Origin of the sequence: Pseudoalteromonas sp. 1_2015MBL_MicDiv (genome assembly GCF_002407505.1) — a bacterium.
In the GTDB taxonomy this organism is placed as follows: Bacteria; Pseudomonadota; Gammaproteobacteria; order Enterobacterales; family Alteromonadaceae; genus Pseudoalteromonas; species Pseudoalteromonas fuliginea.
The window spans coordinates 843,306-866,339 of the sequence record NZ_CP012738.1 but is presented as its reverse complement, the minus strand read 5'-3'; the positions used below and the strand labels follow the sequence as shown (position 1 = coordinate 866,339).

The following is a 23,034-nucleotide window of genomic DNA, read 5'->3' as shown; positions in this document are numbered from 1 at the left end:
GCACTTTTTAATGCATTAAGGTCACTTGAGTTCTTAGCTGCGACTACCTTACGGGAGCTGTATGACAGAGCCGTTACACTTTAATAAACATAAGATGACAAAGTTATTCTCATAAATTTCAAATGGTTAATTAAAAAAAACAAAAAAACCGTCAAAAATAAATTTAAGGCGGTTTGCATAGTGCGATTATGAAATAGCTTGACGTGTATACCTGTTACCAAATAATCACGCTAGTTAAAAGTTAAAGTAACGCTGTTCTGAGTGTTTCTGCATGTACTTTTTCACGCTTCACATATTTGATCCATTGCTGTGCTAAACGCTGTGACTTTTTATGCTTTTGGGCTTGTTCAAACGCTAAAATTGATGCATCAAAATTTTGTAAATTGTACTGCGCCATTCCCAAAGCAACAAAAGCGTTTGATTCAAAATCAAGGTCACCTTTATCAAGCGCTTTACGCGCAGCATCGGCAGCTTCTTCAAACTGCTCAGTATTTACATACACTTCGGCTAAACGTTGGTCGTACTTACCACTTGGCGATAAATCAGCCGCCTTAGCAAAATACGTGATTGATTTTTCATCTTCTTTTGCCTGGATCATCGCCTCAGCAACAAAAGCATAATTTTTTGCAGTTTGCTCTGCAATTCCAGCATCTATAGCTTTACTCATAACAGTGGCGGCTTTATACGCTAAGCCATTATATAAATACACCTGAGCCAATTGGCGTAAATCAGATTTAGAGGTTAAAAAACCTTGCTGATACGCGGCTTCAATAACACTAAGCTGTTGCCTTTCTTTCCCTAATTCACCATACATACCCGATAACTGAACCCAGTATTCAGGTTTGTTGTAAAGCTTTACCATACGTTCCAATACATCAACCACTTTATCTGTTTGGTTAAGCGAGTAATACATTGCACGCTGTAAAACTAGCCAATTTTCTTTAGGTGTTTTACCTTCACTATCGCTTAGAGTAATTGCTTGGGTAATATAATTAAGGCCTTGCTTAAAATCTTTTAACTGATAATAGGTTTGTGCTCGCAATACATAATAACCATCAGTAATCGGTTTAGTATTAATAGCATCCCATTGGTCTAAAAATGCAATCACTTTTTCATAGTCACTATTAGCCATTGCCAATTGAGCTAAACTGAACGTCGTGCTCACACGCAGTGATTCTGGGATACCTTCCTCAGCAACTACTTTTTCAAACGCTGCAATAGCTTTTGGTAAGTCATTTTCATTGTAATATATGAAACCATAAAAATTATGCATCATCGCAATTTCGTACGAGTTCATACTCGATGAGCGCTCATTTATGCTATCAAGTGCTTCAAGTCCTGCCTTAACATCGCCATCATCGGCGAGCTTTTGTGCACGTGCCAGCTGGCTGTATACTTTTTCACGTAAAGCTGGCACACGTTTAGTTTTTTGCTCTTGCGCCGCATTGGCTGTAGCTACATCTACACTGGGTAAAATGCTCAGTGCACTAGGAGTAATAATACTTGTACTTATCGCTGCGGTACAAAACAGTGTTAATTTTAAAAGTTTTGCCACAGGTTGTAATGTTGTCATTGATTTCATAATCGCCTCGCTTTTCGAACCATTTACTCGTAGGTTTAATTAATCGCTAAATTAACCACTGATCTGGAAAGAAATTTTGTTCTGAACACCCGCAACTTCAACAGCTTCGCCATTAACTACGCGCGGTTTGTATTTAAATTTAAGGGCTGCATCCATTGCAGCTTTATCAAATAGTGACTCAGGCTCTGCTTTTAAAACGTGGGGCTCACGCACAGTACCTTGTTTAGTTACAGTGAATTCAACAATAACGTAACCCTCAATACCACGTGACAATGCACGGCGCGGGTAAACTGGAGCCACTTTTACTATCGGTAAATATTCGCCATCACTTGAGTCCAGCGATAAGCCACCTGATAAATTGACATCCGCATCAACATTGGCACCAAAGTCAAAGTTGTTAGCATTTGCATTAGCATCACTACTTTGCATTTGCGGTGACTCCATTGGTGGAGGCGGTTCTTTTGGTGTGGGTGGCTTTTGTGGTTTACGTTCTTTTTTTTGTACGCTTTCTTCTTTTTTAAGCCTTACAAAATCAAGTACGTTCCCTTTAGCGGGTTCACTCATCGCTCCATCGCCGCCAGTTATAAGTGCTTGCATGCCTAAAAAAAGCATGAAAGTCACTACACCAGCTATAATTAATGCTACTAAATAACGCATTGCTAACCCTTATGCTTCTTGAGCTGCAATCGACACATCAAACACACCTGCGGCACGTGCTGCATCCATTACCTTTATCAAGGTATCTGTTGTAGATTTTTTGTCTGCCTGAATTACAACACTGCCTTGAGGATTTTCAGCTTTTAAACGCTCAATGTTTGCTTGAACTGCTCGTATATCAATTTGACGTTTATTGATCCAAATCTCACCTTTGTCTGAAATAGCCACTAGTATGTTTGCACGTTCCTTTTTTACAGCTGTTGCAGCTTCTGGACGATTTACATCAATACCAGCTTCTTTAACAAACGATGCTGTCACAATAAAGAAAATAAGCATTATAAAAACAACATCTAACATAGGTGTCATGTTTATTTCTTCTGCTTCATCTTCTTGCATTAAATTACCTAAAGGGGCTCTCATTTTTTATTCTCCTAGGATAAGCGAACTTGTAAGGCGCTTATCAAAATTTATTTAATGGTCTAACACCATGCTGTCTTCAAGAAGCTCTACTTCGCGCTTAGCTTTACGTTGTAAGTACGTTGAGGCAAACACTCCTGATAACGCACCTACCATACCTGCCATTGTTGGAATAGTTGCTTTAGATACACCTGACGCCATTGAGCGAGCACTACCGGTACCTGTAATTGCCATAACATCAAATACTTCTATCATTCCGGTTACCGTCCCTAATAAACCGAGTAGCGGGCATAACGCCACCATCACATTAATTAAAGGCAAATTGGTATTAAGGCGCATACTTGCTCGCGAGATCATAGCTTGACGTATTTGTTCAGCATTCCAGCTATTACGCTCATCACGAATAGTCCATGTGCTTTTAACACCTTTTTTATAACTGCGAAAACCATTGAAAAAGTAAATAAATCGCTCGAGTATCAATAACCACATCGCGAAGATTAACACCCCGATGACCAACAGGACTTGGCCACCGGTGTCGAGAAAATCACGGATAGCATTGATTGAATCAATCAATAGCACCATGGTTTATGCTCCCTTCTCGCTTCGCTCTGCGATAATACCTGCGCTCTGCTCTTGTAAAATAAGCAGTAACCCTTTTGAACGTGTATTAAGCAGCGTATATATGAACACAGTAGGAATCGCGACAACTAAACCTAGGACCGTTGTTACTAGTGCTTGTGAAATACCACCCGCCATGAGTTTTGGGTCGCCTGTGCCAAATAAAGTAATTGCTTGGAAAGTATTAATCATACCGGTTACCGTACCTAATAAACCCAATAACGGTGCAACAACAGAGATGATTTTAATGAGAGTAAGGTTACGTGTTATTTTTGGCATTTCACGTAGAATAGCTTCGCTTAATTTTAGTTCAAGCGTGTCGTAGGCCACATTTGGATAGTCGTCTTTTACTTTCATAACACGACCCAGTGGATTGTCATCTCGCGCTACATTATCTTTTAGTTGACGACGAATTTTGCCACCAACAAGTAATAAAGATACAAAGCGTTCTATCGCAATCAACAGTGCAAGTAAACCTACACCTAAAATAACATAACCAACCGCACCACCTTGGTGTACTTGCTCAGCAGTATCTGGGGCTTGTACTAATAAACCTAAAATTGAACCGCCTGTTGGGTCAAGTGCAAACTGAACTGCACCACTTTTAGCATTTTGTAGATCACTCGCTGTTGCGGTAAAACGTGAAACAGGCTGACGAGTAAGTTCACTTAACGTGTTTGTACCTGGATTGTACTCTAAGTATTTACCATTTGAGATTAAATTAAATGCACCAACACGAAGTACTTCTTGCTCTGCCTTGTTACCACCTTCGACTATGACGGTGGTATTAAAGCGACTTACTTTGCCCTGCTCAGTCATTTCACGTTGTAATTCGTACCATACTTTTTCAATATCTTCGATTGATGCAAGTTTAGACGTCGACCCCATTTTTTGTGCTAACTCATCCATAAATGCGCTGCGACCAGGGATTTGCGCCGATACGACAGATGTCGCAAATTTATTACTCGAATCACCAGCAACCTGCTGTAATACACCAAATAGTTCTTTAAGTGAGCCCATACGCTTTGATAAGGTATCCGTTAAATTGGCTAATTTAACTTCATTTTCTTCAAACTGCGTTTCCAGTCGCTCTGACTCAACAAGCATTTGATTACGTTTTGCTTGTGTGTTTTTTAACATTTGCACTTGTTCATTTTGACGCGTTGCAAACGCTTGCTCTCGTTGTTGGTTTTGTACGCTTTGGGCTGATTTACCCTCTTCTAACGTTTTAAGTAATGAATCAAGGTTCATTGGCTCAGCGGCTAAACTCGAACCGGTAAAGCTAAGGCTTGCAACGAATAAAGCCATTTTTGTCATTTGAGTAAACAATTTCATTTTCAACCTCTTATTCTGCTGCATGTACTGGCAGAGTTAGCATATCTGGGGCAAGTTGTTTACGCGCTATGCGCAAACCTTTGTTAATTTGACTTATTGTCGAATCAGGCAGTGCTGCAAACGATTTCGTTTCTATATTCCAGCTACCTGCTTGTTTGCCATCACGTGTTAAGTAAATAAGTTCTAAACGGCCTATGCGTAAGAAATCAACTTCACGTTCTTTGCCACTAACTTCTAACAAAGCGGTGTACGCTTCGATTGTACGGCCGTAATCAACTTCTACTTGGTACGCTTCGAGAACACGACGAAACTTTTCGCTTGAAGTAATATCAGCACGATCCATCATCGTTTTTAAAGACGTTAAACGTTTTGCACGTTCATCTTGTAAAAATGGCACATCAAGAGATATGAACTGTTCAAGACCAGTGATCATGCGCATCATTAAAGGTGTTATTTGACGTTCAATAATCGAAACCTGATCCATTGATAAATTCAATGATTCCATTTCTTCGATTTGATTATTTAATTGCTTAGTTAGCTGAGAGTTGTAAACAGCTAAGCCGTCAATTTCTTTATTTAGGGTTTTAAATTGCTGTAAACGTCCCTGCATTGAATCTGCAATCTTGTCTATTTTTGTTTGTGATTGCGCAGCGGATATATTAATTTCACTGCTTTTATCAATAATCTTATTTAAATCGTTTGCCTGTACTGCTGCACTTGCGGCCACAATACCAGCTAAGATTAATGGTTTAACGCCTTTCATCGCATACACCTTCACTCGTTAATTAGCAGATTTGCTAGTTTATTTTTCAAGGCCAAAAACTTTGTTAGACAAATAATTTATGGCTTGAGATTTCCAATGAGCAGAAGTTTATAGATAAAACATGACAGGGATGTTGCGCAAAAAAGTCTATTTTATGACAACTGAAACAATTAAGACTTAAAAGGAAGGAGTGAGTATTTGTTGAGCAAACACTCACAATAAAGAGATAAATTAATCTAACAGTTTAATAATTTGATTATACGTGTGGCGCCAGTCTTTATAATTAATCTCAATTGAATACAGCTTATCCTCACGAAGAAATACTAAAGATGGGAATCCATGAATAGGTAAACTCCGTGTATATTGTAATTCAGCTTTGAGTTCATTATTAACTTCATCTGATAGGAAAGCGACGGTAAATTCATTTTTATTTAAACCTATTTGTTCAGCTAAACAAATTAAAACGCTATCATCTGACGGGTTTTGTGCATTTAAATAATAAGCATGTTGAATTGCTTCGATCATTTCACTTTCTTTATTTTTTTTTCGTGCAATTAATGCAGCTCTACATGCTGGGTATGTTGAACGTCTTGGTTGGTTTTTCTGCCAAAATTCGAAATTAAATTGTGTACCTAATTCGCTCTCTATTTTATGCCATATACTTTCAAGCCGCTCTTTCATATTTTGCGTCATTGCAGTTTGGCTATCAGGGGCTAAACCACCTACTTTATATTCAACCGTCAGTTTATTTTCAAGCTCAGCTTTTAATTTAAGCCAGGTTGGTGTGTAGCCCCAACACCAGCTGCACATTGGGTCATGGATATAAATAAGTTTACATTGATTCATATTAATCCTTAATCTTTTGTAGAAACAACCTTGTTACGACCAAGCGCTTTGGCGTTATAAAGATACTCATCAGCTTGTTTTAGCGCACTATTATAATCGCCTACTTTATCAACTTGTACCACACCAATACTACAGGTAAGTGATATTTGTAGGTTATCTTCAGCTAATAACACTTGTGCTGCTACGTGTTCACGAAAACGGTTAGCAATATCAACAGCATTCGCACTTGTTTCTTTTGGTAAAATAACAACAAATTCTTCACCGCCGTACCGTGCTTTTACTGCTGATGTAGGAAATTGTGATTCGAGTATTTTGGTAAATTCAATTAACACAATATCACCAAAATCATGGCCGTACGTATCGTTAAGTCGTTTAAAATGATCTAAATCCAGTAATAATAATGAAAATGGAAGGTATTCATTCGGTCGACTATCAACAAGCTTTAAAAAATGAGAAGTAATAAAGCGTCTATTAGCAATCCCTGTAAGTTGATCGGTATAAGCATCTTGTTTTTGTTCCAGTGTAATATCAGCAATTGCCATATGACTTCGATACCTAAAAAACTCACCAATAAATGAGAATATGTACACTAAGGTAAACGATGCTATAAATCGTGTTTTTTCAATATCACCATAAACAACTTGACCGAAATTTGGACCATATAAAATGGCGATACAACACAGTAATAAAGTTAAACCTAGCCATGTGCCCAGTCTTACACCTAGAGAAGAAAAGGTAACAACAGGATAAAACATGAGCCAATACAATGCAGTATTTTCTTTTCCTCCAGTATAAGTAAGGACAATACACAATATAAAAACAATACTCATACAAATTAATGCGACAGTTTCTAATTCCCCAGTTTTTATAAAGTAAAACATACTACAAATAATGGTTACATTAACTGCAATTAATGCACTTGTTAATATTGGTGAGTAAACATCATAATTCAAAAAAATTAGAATGCTAATAACAACAATAGATATAGCAATCATAGTGAATAAAGAAAACGCTTGACGTTGTTTGTCAGAACTATAAACACTGTCAATGTTAATTAAGTTTAGCCAGCTTTGTTTGTTAGAAATTTTATTCACCATTGTTTTATTACTTTAAATACTTTATGAGAGTTGTTAAATGCCTTGTATTTCAATAAGAATACGTCGACAAGGAGGGTTTTCACTCGTCATCATACTGGTATAAGGTAAAGCGAAAGCCATTTTTAATTTTTCTTCAACTTATTTATACGTATAGCCTATCAAAAATAAAACCGCTTCATCATTTAGTAAAAATAACTGACTAAATTTATTCACATACATGTAATTAATCGAATACGGCTAAAATACGAAAGCTTAAATGCATAACGCTGCAATAGTCACCTTGCTATAAAGTTCAGGCTTAGCGGACATAAATGCATTATTTTTATATTCGTTAGCCTGTTAATTTTAGCAAAATTTAGAAAGTTTTCTTACTTAATAACCCCTGTAAGCTGCGATTTCGTTAAAAATAAGAGTAAAGGACTAACTGACAGAACGTAGATTTTCTGTGCGATGAGTTAAACATAAAATTGGAACGTTCTACAAAGTAACGGCTTGATTAGTAATTGAATACGTATTCAATCACTAAAAACATTGTGCATGAAGGGATGAATGTACGTTAACTAAATAAGGTTTAATCACTGCAAAGGAGTATTTACCATGGTCGGCTTATTTTCAGGCAGACCTATGTGGTGTCGTTATTTCCCGTAAATAACCGAGAATACAGTGTAGACGTCAAACATGCGCAGCGCGGTAATTAAATTTACTCGTTAGAGCAACTTTCGAATTGTAAAAGTTAGTAAGCCCTAATAAAATCTTCAATCGCCTTTTATAAAGACAACAAGCTGAGCTAGTTTACTTGTACCAATCTGCATAGGTATTTGGACAACTTAACAAATTAAATTACCTCATATCTAAGCAGATTGGTATTATTTAAACCAAATATAATAAAAGCTTAAACTTATGAAATTAAAAAGATTAAGTACAACGGCTCAATCACCATTTTTTTGCTAGTTTAACTACGTTCAAACCGTACCAAGCAATAAATACATAACACAACATTGGGACAAAGAAACTAGCTTGTATATTAACCGTGTCAGCAAAGTACCCTTGTATCAGAGGGATCAACGCGCCACCGACAATTGCAAGACACAACCAACCAGATCCTTTACTCGTTAATGAGCCTAATCGTTCTATTGCAACAGAAAAGATGGTTGGAAACATAATAGAATTAAATAAACCAACTGCTAATACTGAATATAATGCAACGTCGCCGTCGCTAAATATTGTTATCAATAATAAAACAATGACACTGCATGCATTAAAAGCAATAGCTTTAGATGGTGCAATTTTTTGTAAAAGTGCAGAACCAATAAAGCGACCGACCATGGCACCTCCCCAGTAATAACTAATGAGTTTAGCTGCTGAGTGTTCTTCAAGACCTGCAATATGTGCCTCGCCAAAGTAATTAACTAAGAAGCTTCCTATAGCAACCTCTCCTCCTACATAACAAAATATAGCTAACACACCCATTGTTAAATGAGGCGCTTGAGTTAATGAGCGAGTTTGAGTTTGTTGATCGTTATTGTCTTTATGCGCTTCTATTTCTGGTAATTTAATAAAGGCAAAAATAATAGCAATTGACAACAGAGCTGCTGCTAGCAGTAAGTAAGGAATTTTCACTGATTCTGCAGAAACTGCTGAGACAGCAAGGCTACCTGCAGCGCCAAAAAACAATAACCCACCAACATAAGGACCAACGGTGGTACCTAATGCATTAAGAGCTTGTGCTAAGTTTAAGCGCGACGAGGCTGTTTTTTCAGGACCAAGAGCGGCCACATAAGGGTTTGCAGATACCTGTAAAACTGTAATACCTGAAGCAAGGACAAATAGCGCACTTAAAAAAAGCCAATATTCATGCACAACCACAGCAGGATAAAATAACATGCACCCAATCGATGCCACAACTAAGCCAGTTAAAATACCTTTTTTATAGCCTAGTTGTTTAACTAAAATTCCAGCGGGTAACGATACAATAAAATAAGCACCAAAAAAGCAAAATTGCACAAGCATTGCTTCAAAGTAGCTTAAATCAAATACGCTCTTTAAGCGGGGTATTAGTACATCATTTAATACCGTTATAAAACCCCATAAAAAAAATAGGGTTGTCATTGCAGTCAGCGGAAACAGATAATTTTTCTTTTGCTGTTCGTTGACCGAAAATGATTGTTTTGTATTTATTTCACTCACGTCGTTTTCACTCCATTAACAAATTGAAAACGATTTTACATGTTTATTTGTGAATAATACGCCACCTACTAGGAACGTTCCACTACAACATTTATTGTTACTAACCTAAACTCTGGTAAAGAGATTTACTAACGTATTGAATTATGATTAAATTTATTTTCTCTAACCGGAGATTTTAAGTGGGGACAAGGCGAATTTACGCGTCAATAGCTGACCTATTGCAGTAACCCAACGCAGTTAGCGCTGAAAATAGCTGCTCGAGATAGATTTATTATTCACAGTTCAGGTTAACTAGTATCCACACTCAGAATTAAGGCTATCAATTAAACGTTGAGTTTCGCCGCTATTATTAAATTTATATAATCCCTTATTAATATCCTCCAAAACACCAAGCCAATTATGGCTCAATTTACTTATTGCAAAATACAGAGGGTTATTTTGTAGTGGGATACTTTCTTCTTCGATTGAATTTAATAAAAGTTGTTTTTGTGAATGACTTAACGATGAGTATTGTACTGAAAACTTTAACACTGTCGGATCGCCAATAATTAAATCAACTCTTTTCGCCACTAATAGCTGAACAAGCTGTAAGTCATCAACTGAATGCATTATTTGAAATTCATTATTGTCCATCATTGCATCAAACTCAGGCGTATTTTGATAGCCACGGACCACACCAATCCGTTGACCTTTGAGTGATTTCAAATTGCCAGAAAAGCGGTCAGCCTCATGCTTTCTTTTTAGAAACGCAATTTCGCCCCCTTTAAATGAATTTGATAAACCTAATAAGTCGCTGCGAGTTTTTCCTAATACATAATCAGAAGGTGCTGTGTCTTCAATAAAATATTCAGGCATTAAAATATCTGCTTTGCCTAACTCAACATTTCTTACCGCTCGTGCCCAAGGTAAAAATTCAATATGGACGCTATAACCTTGACTATTAAGTAGTGAAACTGCAAATTGGTACACCCACCCTTTATTGCATAATTTATCACCAATGTACGGGGGCCAATCTAATGTCGCAATATGAAGCGTTTGTTTACTGTTATTTGCTTTATAGAGCGTCCCTGATTTATAAGGTTCACCGTGCAGCATAATATTATTACCGCTACTTTGATAAGTAATCGGTATTTCAGCAGCCGTCTCCGCAGTAAAGATCAAAAGGAGAATAAACAAAAATCGCATGGCATACCTATTAAAAAAATAGTATTAATAGCAATAAGTGTAGGAGAAAATTTAGCCTTGTGTATTTATATTCTCTTTAATTAGCCTAATTAAAAAGTTAATAATGTTAAACACGACTTTACTTAATACTTACCAGCTTACTTAAATCATCGAAGCCAACTTCTACGCAAGTGAGAGCAAGCAAGTGTAATTCGTTTACTCTATGTCCAAATCTTTTAAGCACAAATATATTAACTGCGGCATGCTGAATTAGGGTTATCATTTTAAATAGGCAAAAAAAACACCAACCCATTTAGATGCGGAAAGATTAAAAAGCCAGTAAATTAAATGACTTACAATGATTTGCGTAAGAAAAAAGATGAGCTAAGATTTCACCCATTTCATTTTATTGTTTGTATCACGAGAGCTAATAATAGTATCGTCACTACTCTCAACGCCGCCTAATTTAGCTAAGCGATCATACAAAACAACATTACAGGTAGCCGCTAAGTTCATGCAGCCAATAGTTGGAATATACACAACTTCATCACACCACTTTAGAACGTCTTTTGATACAGAGCCATCTTCGGGGCCAAATACATAAAATGCATTTTCAGGGTGTTTAAACTCAGGTAAAGGTGTTGCACCTTCAATAAGCTCAATAACAACAACGGTAGCGCCCTCTGGTTTTACCGTCTCTAAACTGTCGGTTTCAGTTAAAGGAATACGTTCAACCACATTTTTTGTATCTGTATGAAATTTTTTAGCATTTAAGTAACGATTGCCTGTAAAAAAAACTTGTTTAGCATCGTAACAACCTGCTGCACGCAATACACCGCCAACATTAGTCGGGCTTTTAGGATTGATTAAACCAATTACGGCTTGTTGCTTACTCATTAATCTACGTCCTTTGTTGGCCATTCTGCAATGTACAAATCAAAGTCATCGAGCTTAACATCACAATCTTTAACTGTTTTGTCTTTTACAGAAATACCTAACTCATGCATACTCGTTTTATCGCCATTATTTAATAACGGGTGCCAAGAAGCCAAACCACGACCTTCGTGTAAACGACGGTAACTGCAGCTTTGTGGCATAAAAAAGATGTCTTTAAGGTTTTCTTTTGTGAGTTTTACACAAGAAGGAACAAGCGTTTGGCGGTTTTCGTACTCGCTACAACCACAGGTGTTGTTATCAAGATACTGACATACAATATTAGTAAATATTAATTGCTCACCTTCGCGTAACTGATCGGTGGCGGTAAATTCGTCTTCATCTTCGCTATCAATAAACGTATTTAAACAACATTTTCCGCATCCATCACAAATGGCTTCCCATTCATTTTGACTCATGTCGCTTAAGCTTTTTTTAAGCCAAAATTGTGTATTTGCTAATTGTTGATCAAACATAGTTTACTCGTGCCCCCTAAAGAGCGCGCATTCTACCGTATTGCTGTAAATGGCGCAAAGCCAATACCCTTTCAAAGTACAGGCTTTGCGCTACAAATTAGCTTTGAGATTTAACCCAACGCTTAATTTTTTCCTCTAATATTGGCATTGGCAATGCGCCATCAATTAATATTTGCGTGTGGAACGCTTTAATATCAAATTTATCACCCAGTTGTTTTTTAGAAAAATCACGTAACTCTTGAATTTTAAATTGCCCTAACTTGTAAGAAAGCGCTTGTCCTGGCCATGCAATATATCGCTCAACCTCTGCAATTACATCGCTCTTTGCCATAGACGAATTTGTAAGCATGTAATCTATTCCCTGCTGACGCGTCCACCCTTTTGCATGAAAACCGGTATCAAGCACTAAACGCATTGCACGTAATTGCTCATCCGATAAACGCCCGTACCACATGTAAGGGTCGGTAAATAAACCTAGCTCTTTGCCTAAGCTTTCTGCGTAAAGCGCCCAACCTTCTGCAAACACAGTGTAACCACCAAATTTACGAAAATCAGGTAAGCCCTCTATTTCTTGCTGAAGTGCTATTTGAAAGTGATGACCTGGGGCTGCTTCGTGAATTGATAAAGTTTCGAGTAAAAATTTAGGCTGCGCTTTTAAGTTATAAGCATTGATATAAAAAATACCTGGGCGAGAGCCATCAGGTGCCGGAGATGCATATGATGCACCTGCTGCAGACTGGGCTCTGTATGCTTCAACCGCTTTTACAACGTAAGGGGCTTTGGGTGAGATGTTAAAAAGCAGAGGCAAACGCGCGTCTATTTTTTTCTTAACGTTTTCATATGCTGCAATTAACTCCTCAGGCGTGTCGTAGTAAAATTCATCTGAATCACGTAAATGATCAAAAAATTCAGATAGTTCACCTTTAAAGCCTACGGTTTCTTTTACTTTTTTCATTTCGCTTAAAATGCGCGACACTTCACTTAAACCAATGTCATGAATTTCATCTGCAGATAAGCTAAGCGTTGTGTTTTTCTTAATTTGGTATTCGTACCACGCTTTACCGTTTGGTAAATCACTGTAACCTACGCTTTCTCGACTATTAGGAATATACTGATTAGCTAAAAAGTCACTCATGCTTTTATAAGCCGGTACTAAGTGCTGCATAATCAATTGACGATACTGCGCTGTAATTTTTTGCTTTTGCTGTGCGCTAAACGATTCTGGTAATTTTTTAATTGGTCCCCAAAACAATGAATCTTCGGCATTTTTAACTACATGAGCTGCAAATTGTGGCTGCAGTTTTTCGGCAAGTGGTTTTGGTAACGTAATACCTAGTTTAATGCCTTGCGCCATTGAACGCTCTACACTGGCAAGCCACTTTACAAAACCTTCGCTACGCGAGATAAAAGCCGTGTAATCTTCAACGGTATTAAACGGCTGAGCACTTTGGCCTGAACCAAAACCTGCAAAGGTGTTATGCGCACCCGCCATTTGATTTATTGGTAGTAAATAATCAGGAAACTGCATGCCTTCTAATTTAAGTGCGAGGTCGCGCTCTAATATTTCAAAACTTAAAAGCGACTGCCCTGTTAACTGTGCTTTATCTATAAAGTTTAAGTGCTGTTGATATTTTTTATAAAAAGCCGCTTTTTTAACTCTATTTTCTTTTGAAATCGCAGGCGTAAATTGGTCGTTAAACTCATTACGACCATTGTACGTTGCGCTGATAGGGCTGTATGTGAGCGATTCATCGTAATACTGCGCAACAAGTACATCGAGTTGTTGCTCTGCCGAAAGCTCTGAAACAATACCTGCCGATGCGTTAACGGTGTTTAACTGCGCACTGGTATTAGTGTGTGTACTAAACCCAGTATTCATACAGCCACTTAAAGCAAACATAACGCCGCTGGCAACTAATGCTAATTTAATTGATTTCATGATAATCCTTTTTAATATCGTTTTTTAATTATGCGCATTAAACCGTGCTTAATAAAGAAATTACGATAGATTGCATTCATCGTATTAAATTTGCACTTTTATCTGAACTTGTTACATTTCTATTAATTCAAATATGATTTAAAAGAAAAATAAAATGAAAAAACAACTACTCAGCACCTCTATTGCCTTACTTTGCTTAACCACTTTTAATACCTATGCAGTTACATACCTATCAGCTAAAGCCATGGTTGATGTTAAAGATGGCAAGCTCATTAAATCCCCCTTAATTACTATTGATGATGGCGTGATCACTAATATTGAACAAAATAAAAAACCAACGCTGACTAAAGATGATAAACATATTCAACTACCTGATTTAACCCTTATGCCAGGTTTAATGGATATGCATGTGCATTTAACGAGCGATCCTACGGTGCCGCGCAGCGAACGTTTAGGCCAGTCAGTTCCTAGAATGGCGATTAAAGCGGCTCATTTTGCAAAAAAAACCTTAGAAGCCGGATTTACAACTGTACGTAATGTTGGCGCAGAAGGTTACAGCGTTATAGCGGTGCGTGACGGCATAAATGCGGGTGACATAGTTGGCCCTCGTATTTGGGCTGCGGGGCCATCACTCGGAATTACTGGCGGGCACTGTGATAACAACCGACTACCTCCTGAGCTTAAATATACTTCAAGTGGCGTCGCAGACGGTCCATGGGCTGCACGTATAAAAGTACGCGAAAACATTAAATATGGGGCAAACGCTATTAAGTTTTGCGCCACAGGTGGAGTATTTTCGAAAGGGACTAAAGTAGGTGCACAGCAGTATTCTTTTGAAGAAATGAAAGCCATCGTTGATGAAGCCCATATGCGAGATTTACCTGTTGCAGCTCATGCACACGGTACAAGCGGGATTAAAACAGCCATTAAAGCAGGTGTTGATAGTGTTGAACACGCCAGCTTTTTAGATGACGAGGCCATAGCGCTTGCCAAAAAGCACGGTACTTGGCTTTCTATGGATATTTATAATACCGAATACACGCTAACTTATGGCGAGCAAAACGGCGTAGACGAAGAAAACCTAAATAAAGAACGCCAAGTATCTAAAAGGCAACGAGATAGCTTTAGCCGTGCTGTAAAAGCGGGTGTGAAAATGGTGTTCGGTACTGATGCAGCAATTTACCCGCACGGAGATAATGCAAAACAGTTTAGCCGCATGGTTAAGTTTGGCATGACAGAGCTGCAAGCAATCCAAGCATCAACGATTAATAGCGCGAAACTATTAAAAGTGGATGATCAGTTAGGACAAATTAAAGCAGGCTTTGCCGCAGATATAATTGCCGTAAAAGGCAATCCATTAACAAACATATCCCTTTTAGAGCAAATCCCTTTTGTTATGAAAGCAGGTGTTGTGTATAGAGCTAAAAAATAATACCGAGCTTTGGGTAAAGCCGCTATTTTCAGCGCTAACTGTGTTGAACTTACTTACCATAGGCCACAAAACCTAATAAAAGGCTGAATAATTAAAACTCAGCCTTAATTATTTTTTAACATATACATTTTCTATTTTACCAAACTACTCCCAAACTAAATGTTAACAAATTTGCATTAATGTTTATAAAAAATCACTTAAAGCTCAAATATAAAGCAATCAACTCTATTAAATAAAAATTATTGAACTTTTTATTCACTTTAAAAACAATAACCATTATCATTCGCGCAAATAGTTAAATACGAATGCTTATCTCCTTATGAAAAAATTTAAATACTCATTACTTACCTTAGCTTGCTTGAACGCGCACGCAACAATCGCAGCGACAACCTCTGTTGTAGACGATATTGAACGCATCAGCGTATACGAAAAACAAAACCGCGTTGTAATGAGCTCTGGTCTTGCTACTAAGTCAGACATGTCTTTAATGCAAACACCCGCACCGGTTGTAGTTATTGACCGTGAATTAATTGAATCTCAGGGCGTTGATAGCCTTCAAGATTTAGTAAGGAACGTAAGTGGCTTAACGCAGGCTGGCAATAACTATGGTATTGGTGATAATTTAGTAATTCGTGGTTTAGACGCAAACTACACCTACGATGGCATGTACGGTGGCGCAGGTTTAGGCAATACATTTAACCCAACTCGTTCACTTACAAATGTTGAATCTGTTGAGGTTTTAAAAGGCCCTGCAACAGGTTTATATGGCATTGGTAGTGCAGGTGGCGTAATTAACCTAATTGAAAAAAAACCGGAGTTTGAAGAAAAACACAAAGTAGCGGCTGAGCTTGGCCAGTGGGATAGCTATTCATTATCATTTGATAGCACTAACGCTATAACAGATGATTTAGCTTATCGTGTAATGGCTAAAACAGCGTCAAGTGACGGCTTTCGTGATTTAAAAGAAGATCGCGATGAAATTTATACCTCACTTAAATACGTGCTTAATGACAGACAAAACATCATACTTTCTGCAGCCTATATAAAAGATGAAATAGCGGTTGATTCTATTGGTCACCCTATTCGTATTTACAATGCAGAAACTGCAAACGGCTTAAGCGCGGGTGAAGTAACTGGTGCCGATTTAGTAAACGATCCGACAGGAAGCGGCGTACAGTTAAGTGATGCACAACGCGACCAACTTGCTAATTCACTATCGGCATCTGATGGTTTAACACCTTACAGCTTTGGCACAAATGGTATAATTTCGCCAATGGCAGATGCTAATGAAGGTGAAGAACTGCGTTTTAAATTAACGCATAACTATTATATTACTGACGATTTGTTTTTAAACCAGCAGCTACAGTACCGCAACTACACATCAAGTTTTGCACGCCAAACCGGTGCTTATAACTACGTTTATTCAACGCGCAGTAACATTATTAATAATGACCCTCGTGCACCTTTAGTTGAAGACGGCGTACTTTACCCGTTTGCAGCACGCCGCCAAGAATACCGCCAAGTAGAAGCCGATGAAAAATCATGGCAGTACTTTTTAGATTTACGCTATGACTTTATGCTAGGCGACGTAGATAACGAGCTACTTGTTAACGCAAACTACGAAGATAGAGATATTCGTTTTAAACAATTCTCAATATGGGATCAAGATTACGTACTCACAAACAATGATGGTGATGTAACGTACCAAGGTTCATTGCCATATATTTACGACATCAGAGAACCAAATTGGCCATCGGGTAGCTTTGATGATTACGATCCGCTTAAAACAAGCAACTATAATAAAAAAGTACAAGCATGGGGCTTAGGTATTCAACATGTAGGTTATCTAACGGAAGAGCTTACAACGCGTATTGGCGTGGCATATAACCGAATTGAGCAAACTTACGAGCACTTTGGTGTTGATGAGCGTTACAGCTCTAGCCGTGCAGAGCCAACTCCTGAAGCGAGTACATCAGATTCTGGCTTAACATATAACCTTGGTGCAACTTATCAGCCATCTGAAGATTTATCTGTATTTGTAAATCATTCAAAAGGCCGTACAGCGTATAGTGTATTAGGCTCAGTGGCAGGTAATGAAGCTGACCGAGAAGATTCAGAGTCTATAAGTAACGACCTAGGCTTTAGATTTAAAGCATTTGATGACCAACTACTGGCATCTGTTGTTATATTTGAAAGCGCTCGTACAAATTTAGAATATGCAAATCCACTTTATGACGCTTTAACATCAAGCTCAGATGTACCTGAAAGCTATTATGATGGTAAAGAGCAAACAAAAGGTGTTGAGCTTGATTTAAACGCTTACTTGAACGATAAATGGAAAGTAAACGTAAACGGTATTTATCAAGATGCACGTGACAAAAGTAATCCTAACAGCAGCAGTTACGACACACGCCAAAAAGGTGTGCCTTACGTAACAGCAAGTACGTGGGTAACCTACTACGCAGATATGTTTAACTTACCTGAAGCTGTGAATATAAGTGGTGGTATTACGTTTGTAGATAACCGCAGTACTAATTCAAGTTCGTTCTCGATCCCTGATGGTTATGTACCAAGCTACACGATTTACGATACAGCGGTATCGTACACCACCGATAAATGGCATATGCAGTTAAACTTAAATAACTTGTTCAACAAAAAGTATTACTCAAAAGCGATGTTTTTAGGTGGTATGCCAGGGGAAGAGCGTAATGCAAAACTAAGTTTTAGTTACACACTTTAACTAGTTAAATACTTAAAAAGCACGGTTTTTTAGAAACCGTGCTTTTTTGTTTGATGAGCGCTTAATTTAGGTCAGATAGTAACCACTATGCGACCGTTAATTTCACCTTTGAGCATATCGTCAAAAATTTCGTTAATGTCCTCTAAGCGCTTTTCTTCAATAATTGCTTTTACTTTACCTTGAGCAGCAAATTCTAAACATTCTTGCAAATCTTTACGTGTACCAACAATAGAGCCCACTACTGACACGCCATTGAGCACTGTATCAAAAATAGGAAGTGGCATATCCTCTGGAGGTAATCCCACTAATACACATTTACCGCCTCGGCGTACACTCTTATAAGCTTGTTCAAACCCCGCTTTAGAGACCGCAGTACACACAACACCATGCGCGCCACCTACTTGTTCGAAAATAGCTTCACTCGGAACCACGTCTTTAAAATCGAGTGTTATATCTGCGCCAAGCTCTTTAGCAAGCGCGAGTTTTTCTTTGCCTGTGTCAACAGCTATTACATTAAAACCCATTGCTTTGGCGTATTGAACCGCTAGGTGCCCAAGACCACCGACGCCAACAATAGCAACCCACTGCCCTGGTTTAGCACCGGATACTTTTAATGCTTTATAGGTTGTAACGCCTGCACAAAATAATGGAGCGGCCTCAGAAAATCCTAACCCCTCTGGTATTTTTACAACGTAATCGCCATGGGCCAAGCAATACTCTGCATAACTACCATCAATAGAATAACCAGTATTATGCTGCGATAAACACAGTGTTTCTTTACCATCTAAACAAAACTCACAATGCCCACATGCACTGTATAACCAAGGAATACCCACTCTATCGCCAACTTTAAGGTGCTTTATGTTACTGCCTAGCTTTTCAATAACACCAACCCCTTCATGCCCTGGTACTAGTGGCATTTTGGGTTTTACAGGCCAATCACCATGACAGGCATGCAAATCAGTATGGCAAACACCACAGGCTGCTATTTTTACTAGTACATCGTTAGTTCCAACCTCAGGAATTGGCAGGTCAGTAATTTCTAATTTACCTTTATATTCATTATTTATTGCAGCTTTCATAATCATTCCATCGTATGTAAGAAGTCGTAAGTTAAAAAAAGTATTTTCGTGAGGTTATTTAAATAACATAACCTAATATAGGCGGATACAAGTTAATCTAAATCAAACTTTAGTAGCGAAAAACAAATTTTACACTGCGTAAGATCTTGCTATCCAAAATCAGCGTGCTAGCATTTACTTTCTGAAATTATTGAAAGTTAATAAGCTATGAGTTTATCCGAAAAGAATTTTGCCTTTGTAATGCATTGTGGTGAGATGGGCAGCCGCTGGGGATTCAATCGTACCATCGGACAAATGTGTGGTTTGCTGATTATTACTAAAAACCCAATGACAGCCAATGAGATTGCAGATGCGCTTAGTATTTCTCGCGGTAATGTAAGTATGGGTATTAAAGAGCTGCAATCGTGGCAGTTAATTAAGGTGCAACATATACCTGGAGATCGAAAAGAATACTACGCCCCTGCAGGTGAGATTTGGGATATGGCAAATCGAGTATTTGAAGAGCGTAAAAAGCGCGAAATTGAGCCCACCTTAACGCTACTACGCGATAACTTGTTAGACGAAGCCAGTAATGACGATGAACTTTACGCGCAAAAACAAATGGGGGAAATTCACAACCTACTTGAAACCGTCACTAAATGGTCATCAGAGCTGCAACGTTTAACGCCAGAGCAACTTAATAAGCTGATGAAGCTAGGTTCTGGAATTGGTAAAGTTATTGACCTAAAAGATAAGATATTCAAAAAAGAATAAAGCCGCAATTGCGGCTTTATTTATAGGTATATTTCAAAAATTAGATTTTTGGATAACCAATTCTATCCGACAAGTAACCTACGCTAGTAGCAAAGTAATACGAGCGATTCCAATGCATAAACACTTTGTAGTTATCGTACGCTAAGTACATACGGCCATTTATATCATCAGGCATAACCAGCGCAGCACGTACGTCTACATTCGGTAAATCAGAACCATCAGCTTTACGAACACCCAGTGCTTGCCAATCAGCTAATGAGCGCTCTGAGTCGTTCCAATATTCTAACCACTGCTTGCGTGTTTTTGTTCCACGCACTAAAACGTATTTACTATCAAAGTTTTCAGGTAAATGAACTTGGCGACCCCACGTAAGAGAGTCGTTCCAGCCTTCTTGCTTTAGATAATTAGCAATTGAGGCAAAAGCATCTTCTTTTGTAGTCCAAATATCTTTACGACCATCGTTGTTGTAATCAACCGCGTAAGCATTAAAAGAGGTAGGCATAAATTGCGTTTGCCCCATTGCGCCTGCCCAAGAGCCCTTAAATTTATCAAGCGTTATGTGGCCCGACTTTAAAATATCCAGTGCAGCCCAAAGTTGGCGCTTATAAAGTGCTTCTCGGCGTCCATCAAAAGCAAGTGTCACTAATGATGAAATAACGTTATGACCGCCTTGAATTGTACCAAAGTTACTTTCAAGTCCCCAAAGCGCGACTATAAAGCGTGCTTGTACGCCAAACTCTTTCGCTACTTTTTCAAGTACCTCTTTGTTTTCTGCGTAAAGCTTACGTGCGCGGTCAATTTTCCATTGTGGTACACGTTTTGGTAAATACGTTTCAAGGGTTTCTTTTACTTCTGGCTGGTTTTTGTCAGCCGAAACCACTTTTTCTTTATACGTTGCTGTTGCAAACGCATCGTCAATAAGTTTGGCCTCATAACCTTTTGCAATAGCTTCTTGCTTTAAATTAGCTAAATAATCTTGAAAATCAGCCTGAGTTTTTGCAATCACAGGTGAGTTTAAACATACACCACATAATATAACGATAAGTTTTTTAATCACTATCGACTCCATTGTCTTTTCGTAATTGGCTTAGCAAATTTTGCTCAGGTGGTGGAATTTGTAAGTAGTAGCCTTTATCAGGGTTTGATAACGCTGCTTTTACTGTTTCTAAATCTGCCCCACCTAAATGCTCACGTTTTGCTAAATTGATGATCATCACATAAACAGGTTGACCAAACATAGTCATCAAAGGTTCCGGAACTTTACTAAAATCATCTCTTTTTTCAACAAATAAGAACGTATCCGCTTTTTTCTTACTTTTATATACTGCAGTGAGCATTATGGCCCTATAAATTCTTGCTTAACAATGCCGCACACTATAACATGAGAGTAATAATAAGTTAGAAAAATTAGATTAGAAATTTCATTAAAGGCCTTATTCAGCCTATGTTTATCTAAGATTAATTTCTGATCAGACAATTCAATTGAGCGTGTATGTCGGACCAAATTTTTGAGTTAAAAGGGAATCTTTTTACGTTATCAGTTTTGCATCTCTATACTACTGATATAAACCTTTTAGCAGAACAACTGTATATAAAAATAGCCCAAGCACCTAAGTTTTTTGAGGGTGCACCTATTGTTGTTAACTTAATTGAGATAAAAAATAGTTCACTCGATTTTGTTCACTTAAAATCATTAATCGAGCGGATGAGTTTTAATGCTGTTGGTGTGTGTAATGGTTCTGATGAACAACACATAGATGCGAAAGCTGCTGGGCTCTCTGTTTTAAATTATTCACAAGACGTTAAGAGTGAACCTGTTAAACAGGAAACTAATACGTCTATCATTGAAAAAAATGTAATTTTACCAGCACAAATTATCAATGGTGCTGTACGTTCGGGACAGCAAGTTTATGCAAAAGACAGAGACCTAATTGTGTTAGGTGCTGTAAGTCATGGCGCCGAAGTTATTGCCGATGGTAATGTGCATATATACGGAACTCTTCGCGGGCGGGCTATCGCCGGTGCAAAAGGATTAAAAAATGCACATATATTCTGCCAAAAATTAGAGGCAGAGCTTGTTTCCATTAATGGTAATTATTGGATCAGTGATTCACTCCAAGGTGAGCATTGGGGAAACGCCGTGCAAATACAACAAAAAAATGAATCATTAGAAATTTCAGCTTTGGTTAAAGGATAAATCTCATGGCAAAAGTAATTGTCGTTACCTCAGGTAAAGGCGGTGTTGGAAAAACAACATCAAGCGCTGCAATCGGCACAGGCTTAGCACTAAAAGGCTATAAAACTGTTATTATAGATTTTGATATTGGTTTACGTAACCTAGACTTAATTATGGGTTGTGAACGCCGTGTGGTTTATGACTTTGTAAACGTAATCAACGGTGAAGCAAAACTTAATCAGGCGCTTATTAAAGACAAGCGTGTTGATAAATTGTTTTTACTCCCTGCATCGCAAACGCGTGATAAAGACGCATTAACACGTGAAGGTGTTGAACGCGTACTAAACGAATTAAAAGAAGACTTTGATTACATTGTTTGTGACTCGCCAGCTGGTATTGAAGCCGGTGCAATGATGGCAATGTATTTTGCTGACGAAGCAATTGTGACAACTAATCCAGAAGTGTCGTCAGTTCGAGATTCGGATCGTATTTTAGGTATTTTACACAGCAAATCGAAACGTGCTGAAGAAGGCCTAGAAAACATTAAAGAACACTTACTATTAACACGCTACAATCCTGATCGAGTTGCTAAAGGTGAAATGTTATCAGTCGAAGACGTACAAGACATTTTAGCTATTGATTTATTAGGTGTTATTCCAGAATCTCAAGCGGTACTAAGTGCATCTAACTCAGGTCAGCCAGTTATATTAGACAGTGAATCTGACGCTGGGCAAGCTTATGCAGATGCTATTAACCGCTTACTCGGTGAAACCGTCGATTTTCGCTTCTTAGATGTAGAGAAAAAAGGCTTATTTAAACGGATTTTTGGAGGTTAAC

General features: G+C 38.1%; 21 protein-coding genes. 5 read left to right on the top strand and 16 right to left on the bottom strand.

The window, feature by feature from the left end; genetic code table 11:
* Nucleotides 1-241 precede the first annotated feature (241 nt).
* The 13 genes from AOR04_RS21360 to AOR04_RS21300 all read right to left on the bottom strand — a co-directional run bounded on the left by AOR04_RS21360 (nucleotide 242) and on the right by AOR04_RS21300 (nucleotide 14,014).
* Nucleotides 242-1,582 carry a tetratricopeptide repeat protein gene (locus tag AOR04_RS21360; protein WP_096794624.1) on the bottom strand — a complete coding sequence of 447 codons (1,341 nt, stop codon included), beginning with the start codon at nucleotides 1,580-1,582 and terminating at the stop codon, nucleotides 242-244.
* Nucleotides 1,583-1,633: 51 nt separating this feature from the next.
* A complete protein-coding gene (locus tag AOR04_RS21355; RefSeq protein ID WP_007377598.1) occupies nucleotides 1,634-2,239 on the bottom strand; it encodes an energy transducer TonB in 606 nt (201 codons plus the stop codon).
* 9 nt (nucleotides 2,240-2,248) lie between these two features.
* Nucleotides 2,249-2,659 (bottom strand): ExbD/TolR family protein, encoded by a 411-nt coding sequence (locus AOR04_RS21350; protein ID WP_007377599.1) that lies wholly within the window; start codon nucleotides 2,657-2,659, stop codon nucleotides 2,249-2,251.
* A gap of 51 nt (nucleotides 2,660-2,710) precedes the next feature.
* Complete coding sequence (locus AOR04_RS21345; protein ID WP_007377600.1) at nucleotides 2,711-3,238, bottom strand: MotA/TolQ/ExbB proton channel family protein; 528 nt, start codon at nucleotides 3,236-3,238, stop codon at nucleotides 2,711-2,713.
* Nucleotides 3,239-3,241: 3 nt separating this feature from the next.
* Nucleotides 3,242-4,609, bottom strand: coding sequence for a MotA/TolQ/ExbB proton channel family protein (locus AOR04_RS21340; protein ID WP_008139039.1), 1,368 nt, complete (start codon nucleotides 4,607-4,609; stop codon nucleotides 3,242-3,244).
* Between the two features lie 10 nt (nucleotides 4,610-4,619).
* Nucleotides 4,620-5,372: a DUF3450 domain-containing protein gene (locus tag AOR04_RS21335; RefSeq protein ID WP_096794623.1), complete on the bottom strand. Its 753-nt coding sequence runs from the start codon at nucleotides 5,370-5,372 to the stop codon at nucleotides 4,620-4,622.
* A 231-nt stretch (nucleotides 5,373-5,603) separates the two neighbouring features.
* Nucleotides 5,604-6,218: a DsbA family protein gene (locus AOR04_RS21330; protein WP_007377603.1), complete on the bottom strand. Its 615-nt coding sequence runs from the start codon at nucleotides 6,216-6,218 to the stop codon at nucleotides 5,604-5,606.
* 8 nt (nucleotides 6,219-6,226) lie between these two features.
* A complete protein-coding gene (locus AOR04_RS21325; protein WP_033029660.1) occupies nucleotides 6,227-7,315 on the bottom strand; it encodes a GGDEF domain-containing protein in 1,089 nt (362 codons plus the stop codon).
* 933 nt (nucleotides 7,316-8,248) lie between these two features.
* On the bottom strand, nucleotides 8,249-9,502 hold the full coding sequence (locus tag AOR04_RS21320) for a sugar MFS transporter (protein WP_096794622.1): 1,254 nt from the start codon (nucleotides 9,500-9,502) through the stop codon (nucleotides 8,249-8,251).
* Between the two features lie 291 nt (nucleotides 9,503-9,793).
* Nucleotides 9,794-10,687, bottom strand: coding sequence for a substrate-binding periplasmic protein (locus tag AOR04_RS21315; protein WP_096794621.1), 894 nt, complete (start codon nucleotides 10,685-10,687; stop codon nucleotides 9,794-9,796).
* A gap of 363 nt (nucleotides 10,688-11,050) precedes the next feature.
* Nucleotides 11,051-11,563, bottom strand: coding sequence for an RNA methyltransferase (locus tag AOR04_RS21310; protein WP_096794620.1), 513 nt, complete (start codon nucleotides 11,561-11,563; stop codon nucleotides 11,051-11,053).
* Nucleotides 11,563-12,075, bottom strand: coding sequence for a YcgN family cysteine cluster protein (locus AOR04_RS21305; RefSeq protein ID WP_096794619.1), 513 nt, complete (start codon nucleotides 12,073-12,075; stop codon nucleotides 11,563-11,565). Before AOR04_RS21305 ends, AOR04_RS21310 begins: the two co-directional genes overlap by 1 nt.
* 97 nt (nucleotides 12,076-12,172) lie before the next feature.
* Nucleotides 12,173-14,014 (bottom strand): DUF885 domain-containing protein, encoded by a 1,842-nt coding sequence (locus tag AOR04_RS21300; protein ID WP_096794618.1) that lies wholly within the window; start codon nucleotides 14,012-14,014, stop codon nucleotides 12,173-12,175.
* Nucleotides 14,015-14,168: 154 nt separating this feature from the next.
* Here AOR04_RS21300 and AOR04_RS21295 point away from each other — a divergent pair, with 154 nt between their 5' ends.
* Nucleotides 14,169-15,446: a Xaa-Pro dipeptidase gene (locus tag AOR04_RS21295; protein ID WP_096794617.1), complete on the top strand. Its 1,278-nt coding sequence runs from the start codon at nucleotides 14,169-14,171 to the stop codon at nucleotides 15,444-15,446.
* Between the two features lie 319 nt (nucleotides 15,447-15,765).
* Nucleotides 15,766-18,186, top strand: a complete 2,421-nt coding sequence (locus tag AOR04_RS21290; RefSeq protein ID WP_096794616.1) for a TonB-dependent receptor — start codon at nucleotides 15,766-15,768, stop codon at nucleotides 18,184-18,186.
* A 71-nt stretch (nucleotides 18,187-18,257) separates the two neighbouring features.
* Here the strand turns inward: AOR04_RS21290 and adhP are convergent, their stop codons facing one another.
* Nucleotides 18,258-19,268, bottom strand: coding sequence for an alcohol dehydrogenase AdhP (gene adhP / locus AOR04_RS21285; protein WP_096794615.1), 1,011 nt, complete (start codon nucleotides 19,266-19,268; stop codon nucleotides 18,258-18,260).
* Nucleotides 19,269-19,475: 207 nt separating this feature from the next.
* On the opposite strand from adhP, the gene AOR04_RS21280 reads away from it, so the two are divergent.
* Nucleotides 19,476-20,021, top strand: a complete 546-nt coding sequence (locus tag AOR04_RS21280; protein WP_033015088.1) for a GbsR/MarR family transcriptional regulator — start codon at nucleotides 19,476-19,478, stop codon at nucleotides 20,019-20,021.
* A 40-nt stretch (nucleotides 20,022-20,061) separates the two neighbouring features.
* Here the strand turns inward: AOR04_RS21280 and AOR04_RS21275 are convergent, their stop codons facing one another.
* Entirely contained in the window at nucleotides 20,062-21,078 is a 1,017-nt protein-coding gene (locus AOR04_RS21275) for a lytic murein transglycosylase (protein ID WP_096794614.1), read from the bottom strand.
* A complete protein-coding gene (locus AOR04_RS21270; RefSeq protein ID WP_008134235.1) occupies nucleotides 21,071-21,358 on the bottom strand; it encodes a YcgL domain-containing protein in 288 nt (95 codons plus the stop codon). Before AOR04_RS21270 ends, AOR04_RS21275 begins: the two co-directional genes overlap by 8 nt.
* Before the next feature lie 155 nt (nucleotides 21,359-21,513).
* Between AOR04_RS21270 and minC the strand changes: the two genes are divergently transcribed.
* Nucleotides 21,514-22,218: a septum site-determining protein MinC gene (minC, locus tag AOR04_RS21265; RefSeq protein ID WP_007377617.1), complete on the top strand. Its 705-nt coding sequence runs from the start codon at nucleotides 21,514-21,516 to the stop codon at nucleotides 22,216-22,218.
* A gap of 5 nt (nucleotides 22,219-22,223) precedes the next feature.
* On the top strand, nucleotides 22,224-23,033 hold the full coding sequence (gene minD / locus AOR04_RS21260) for a septum site-determining protein MinD (protein WP_007377618.1): 810 nt from the start codon (nucleotides 22,224-22,226) through the stop codon (nucleotides 23,031-23,033).
* Nucleotide 23,034: the final 1 nt, after the last annotated feature.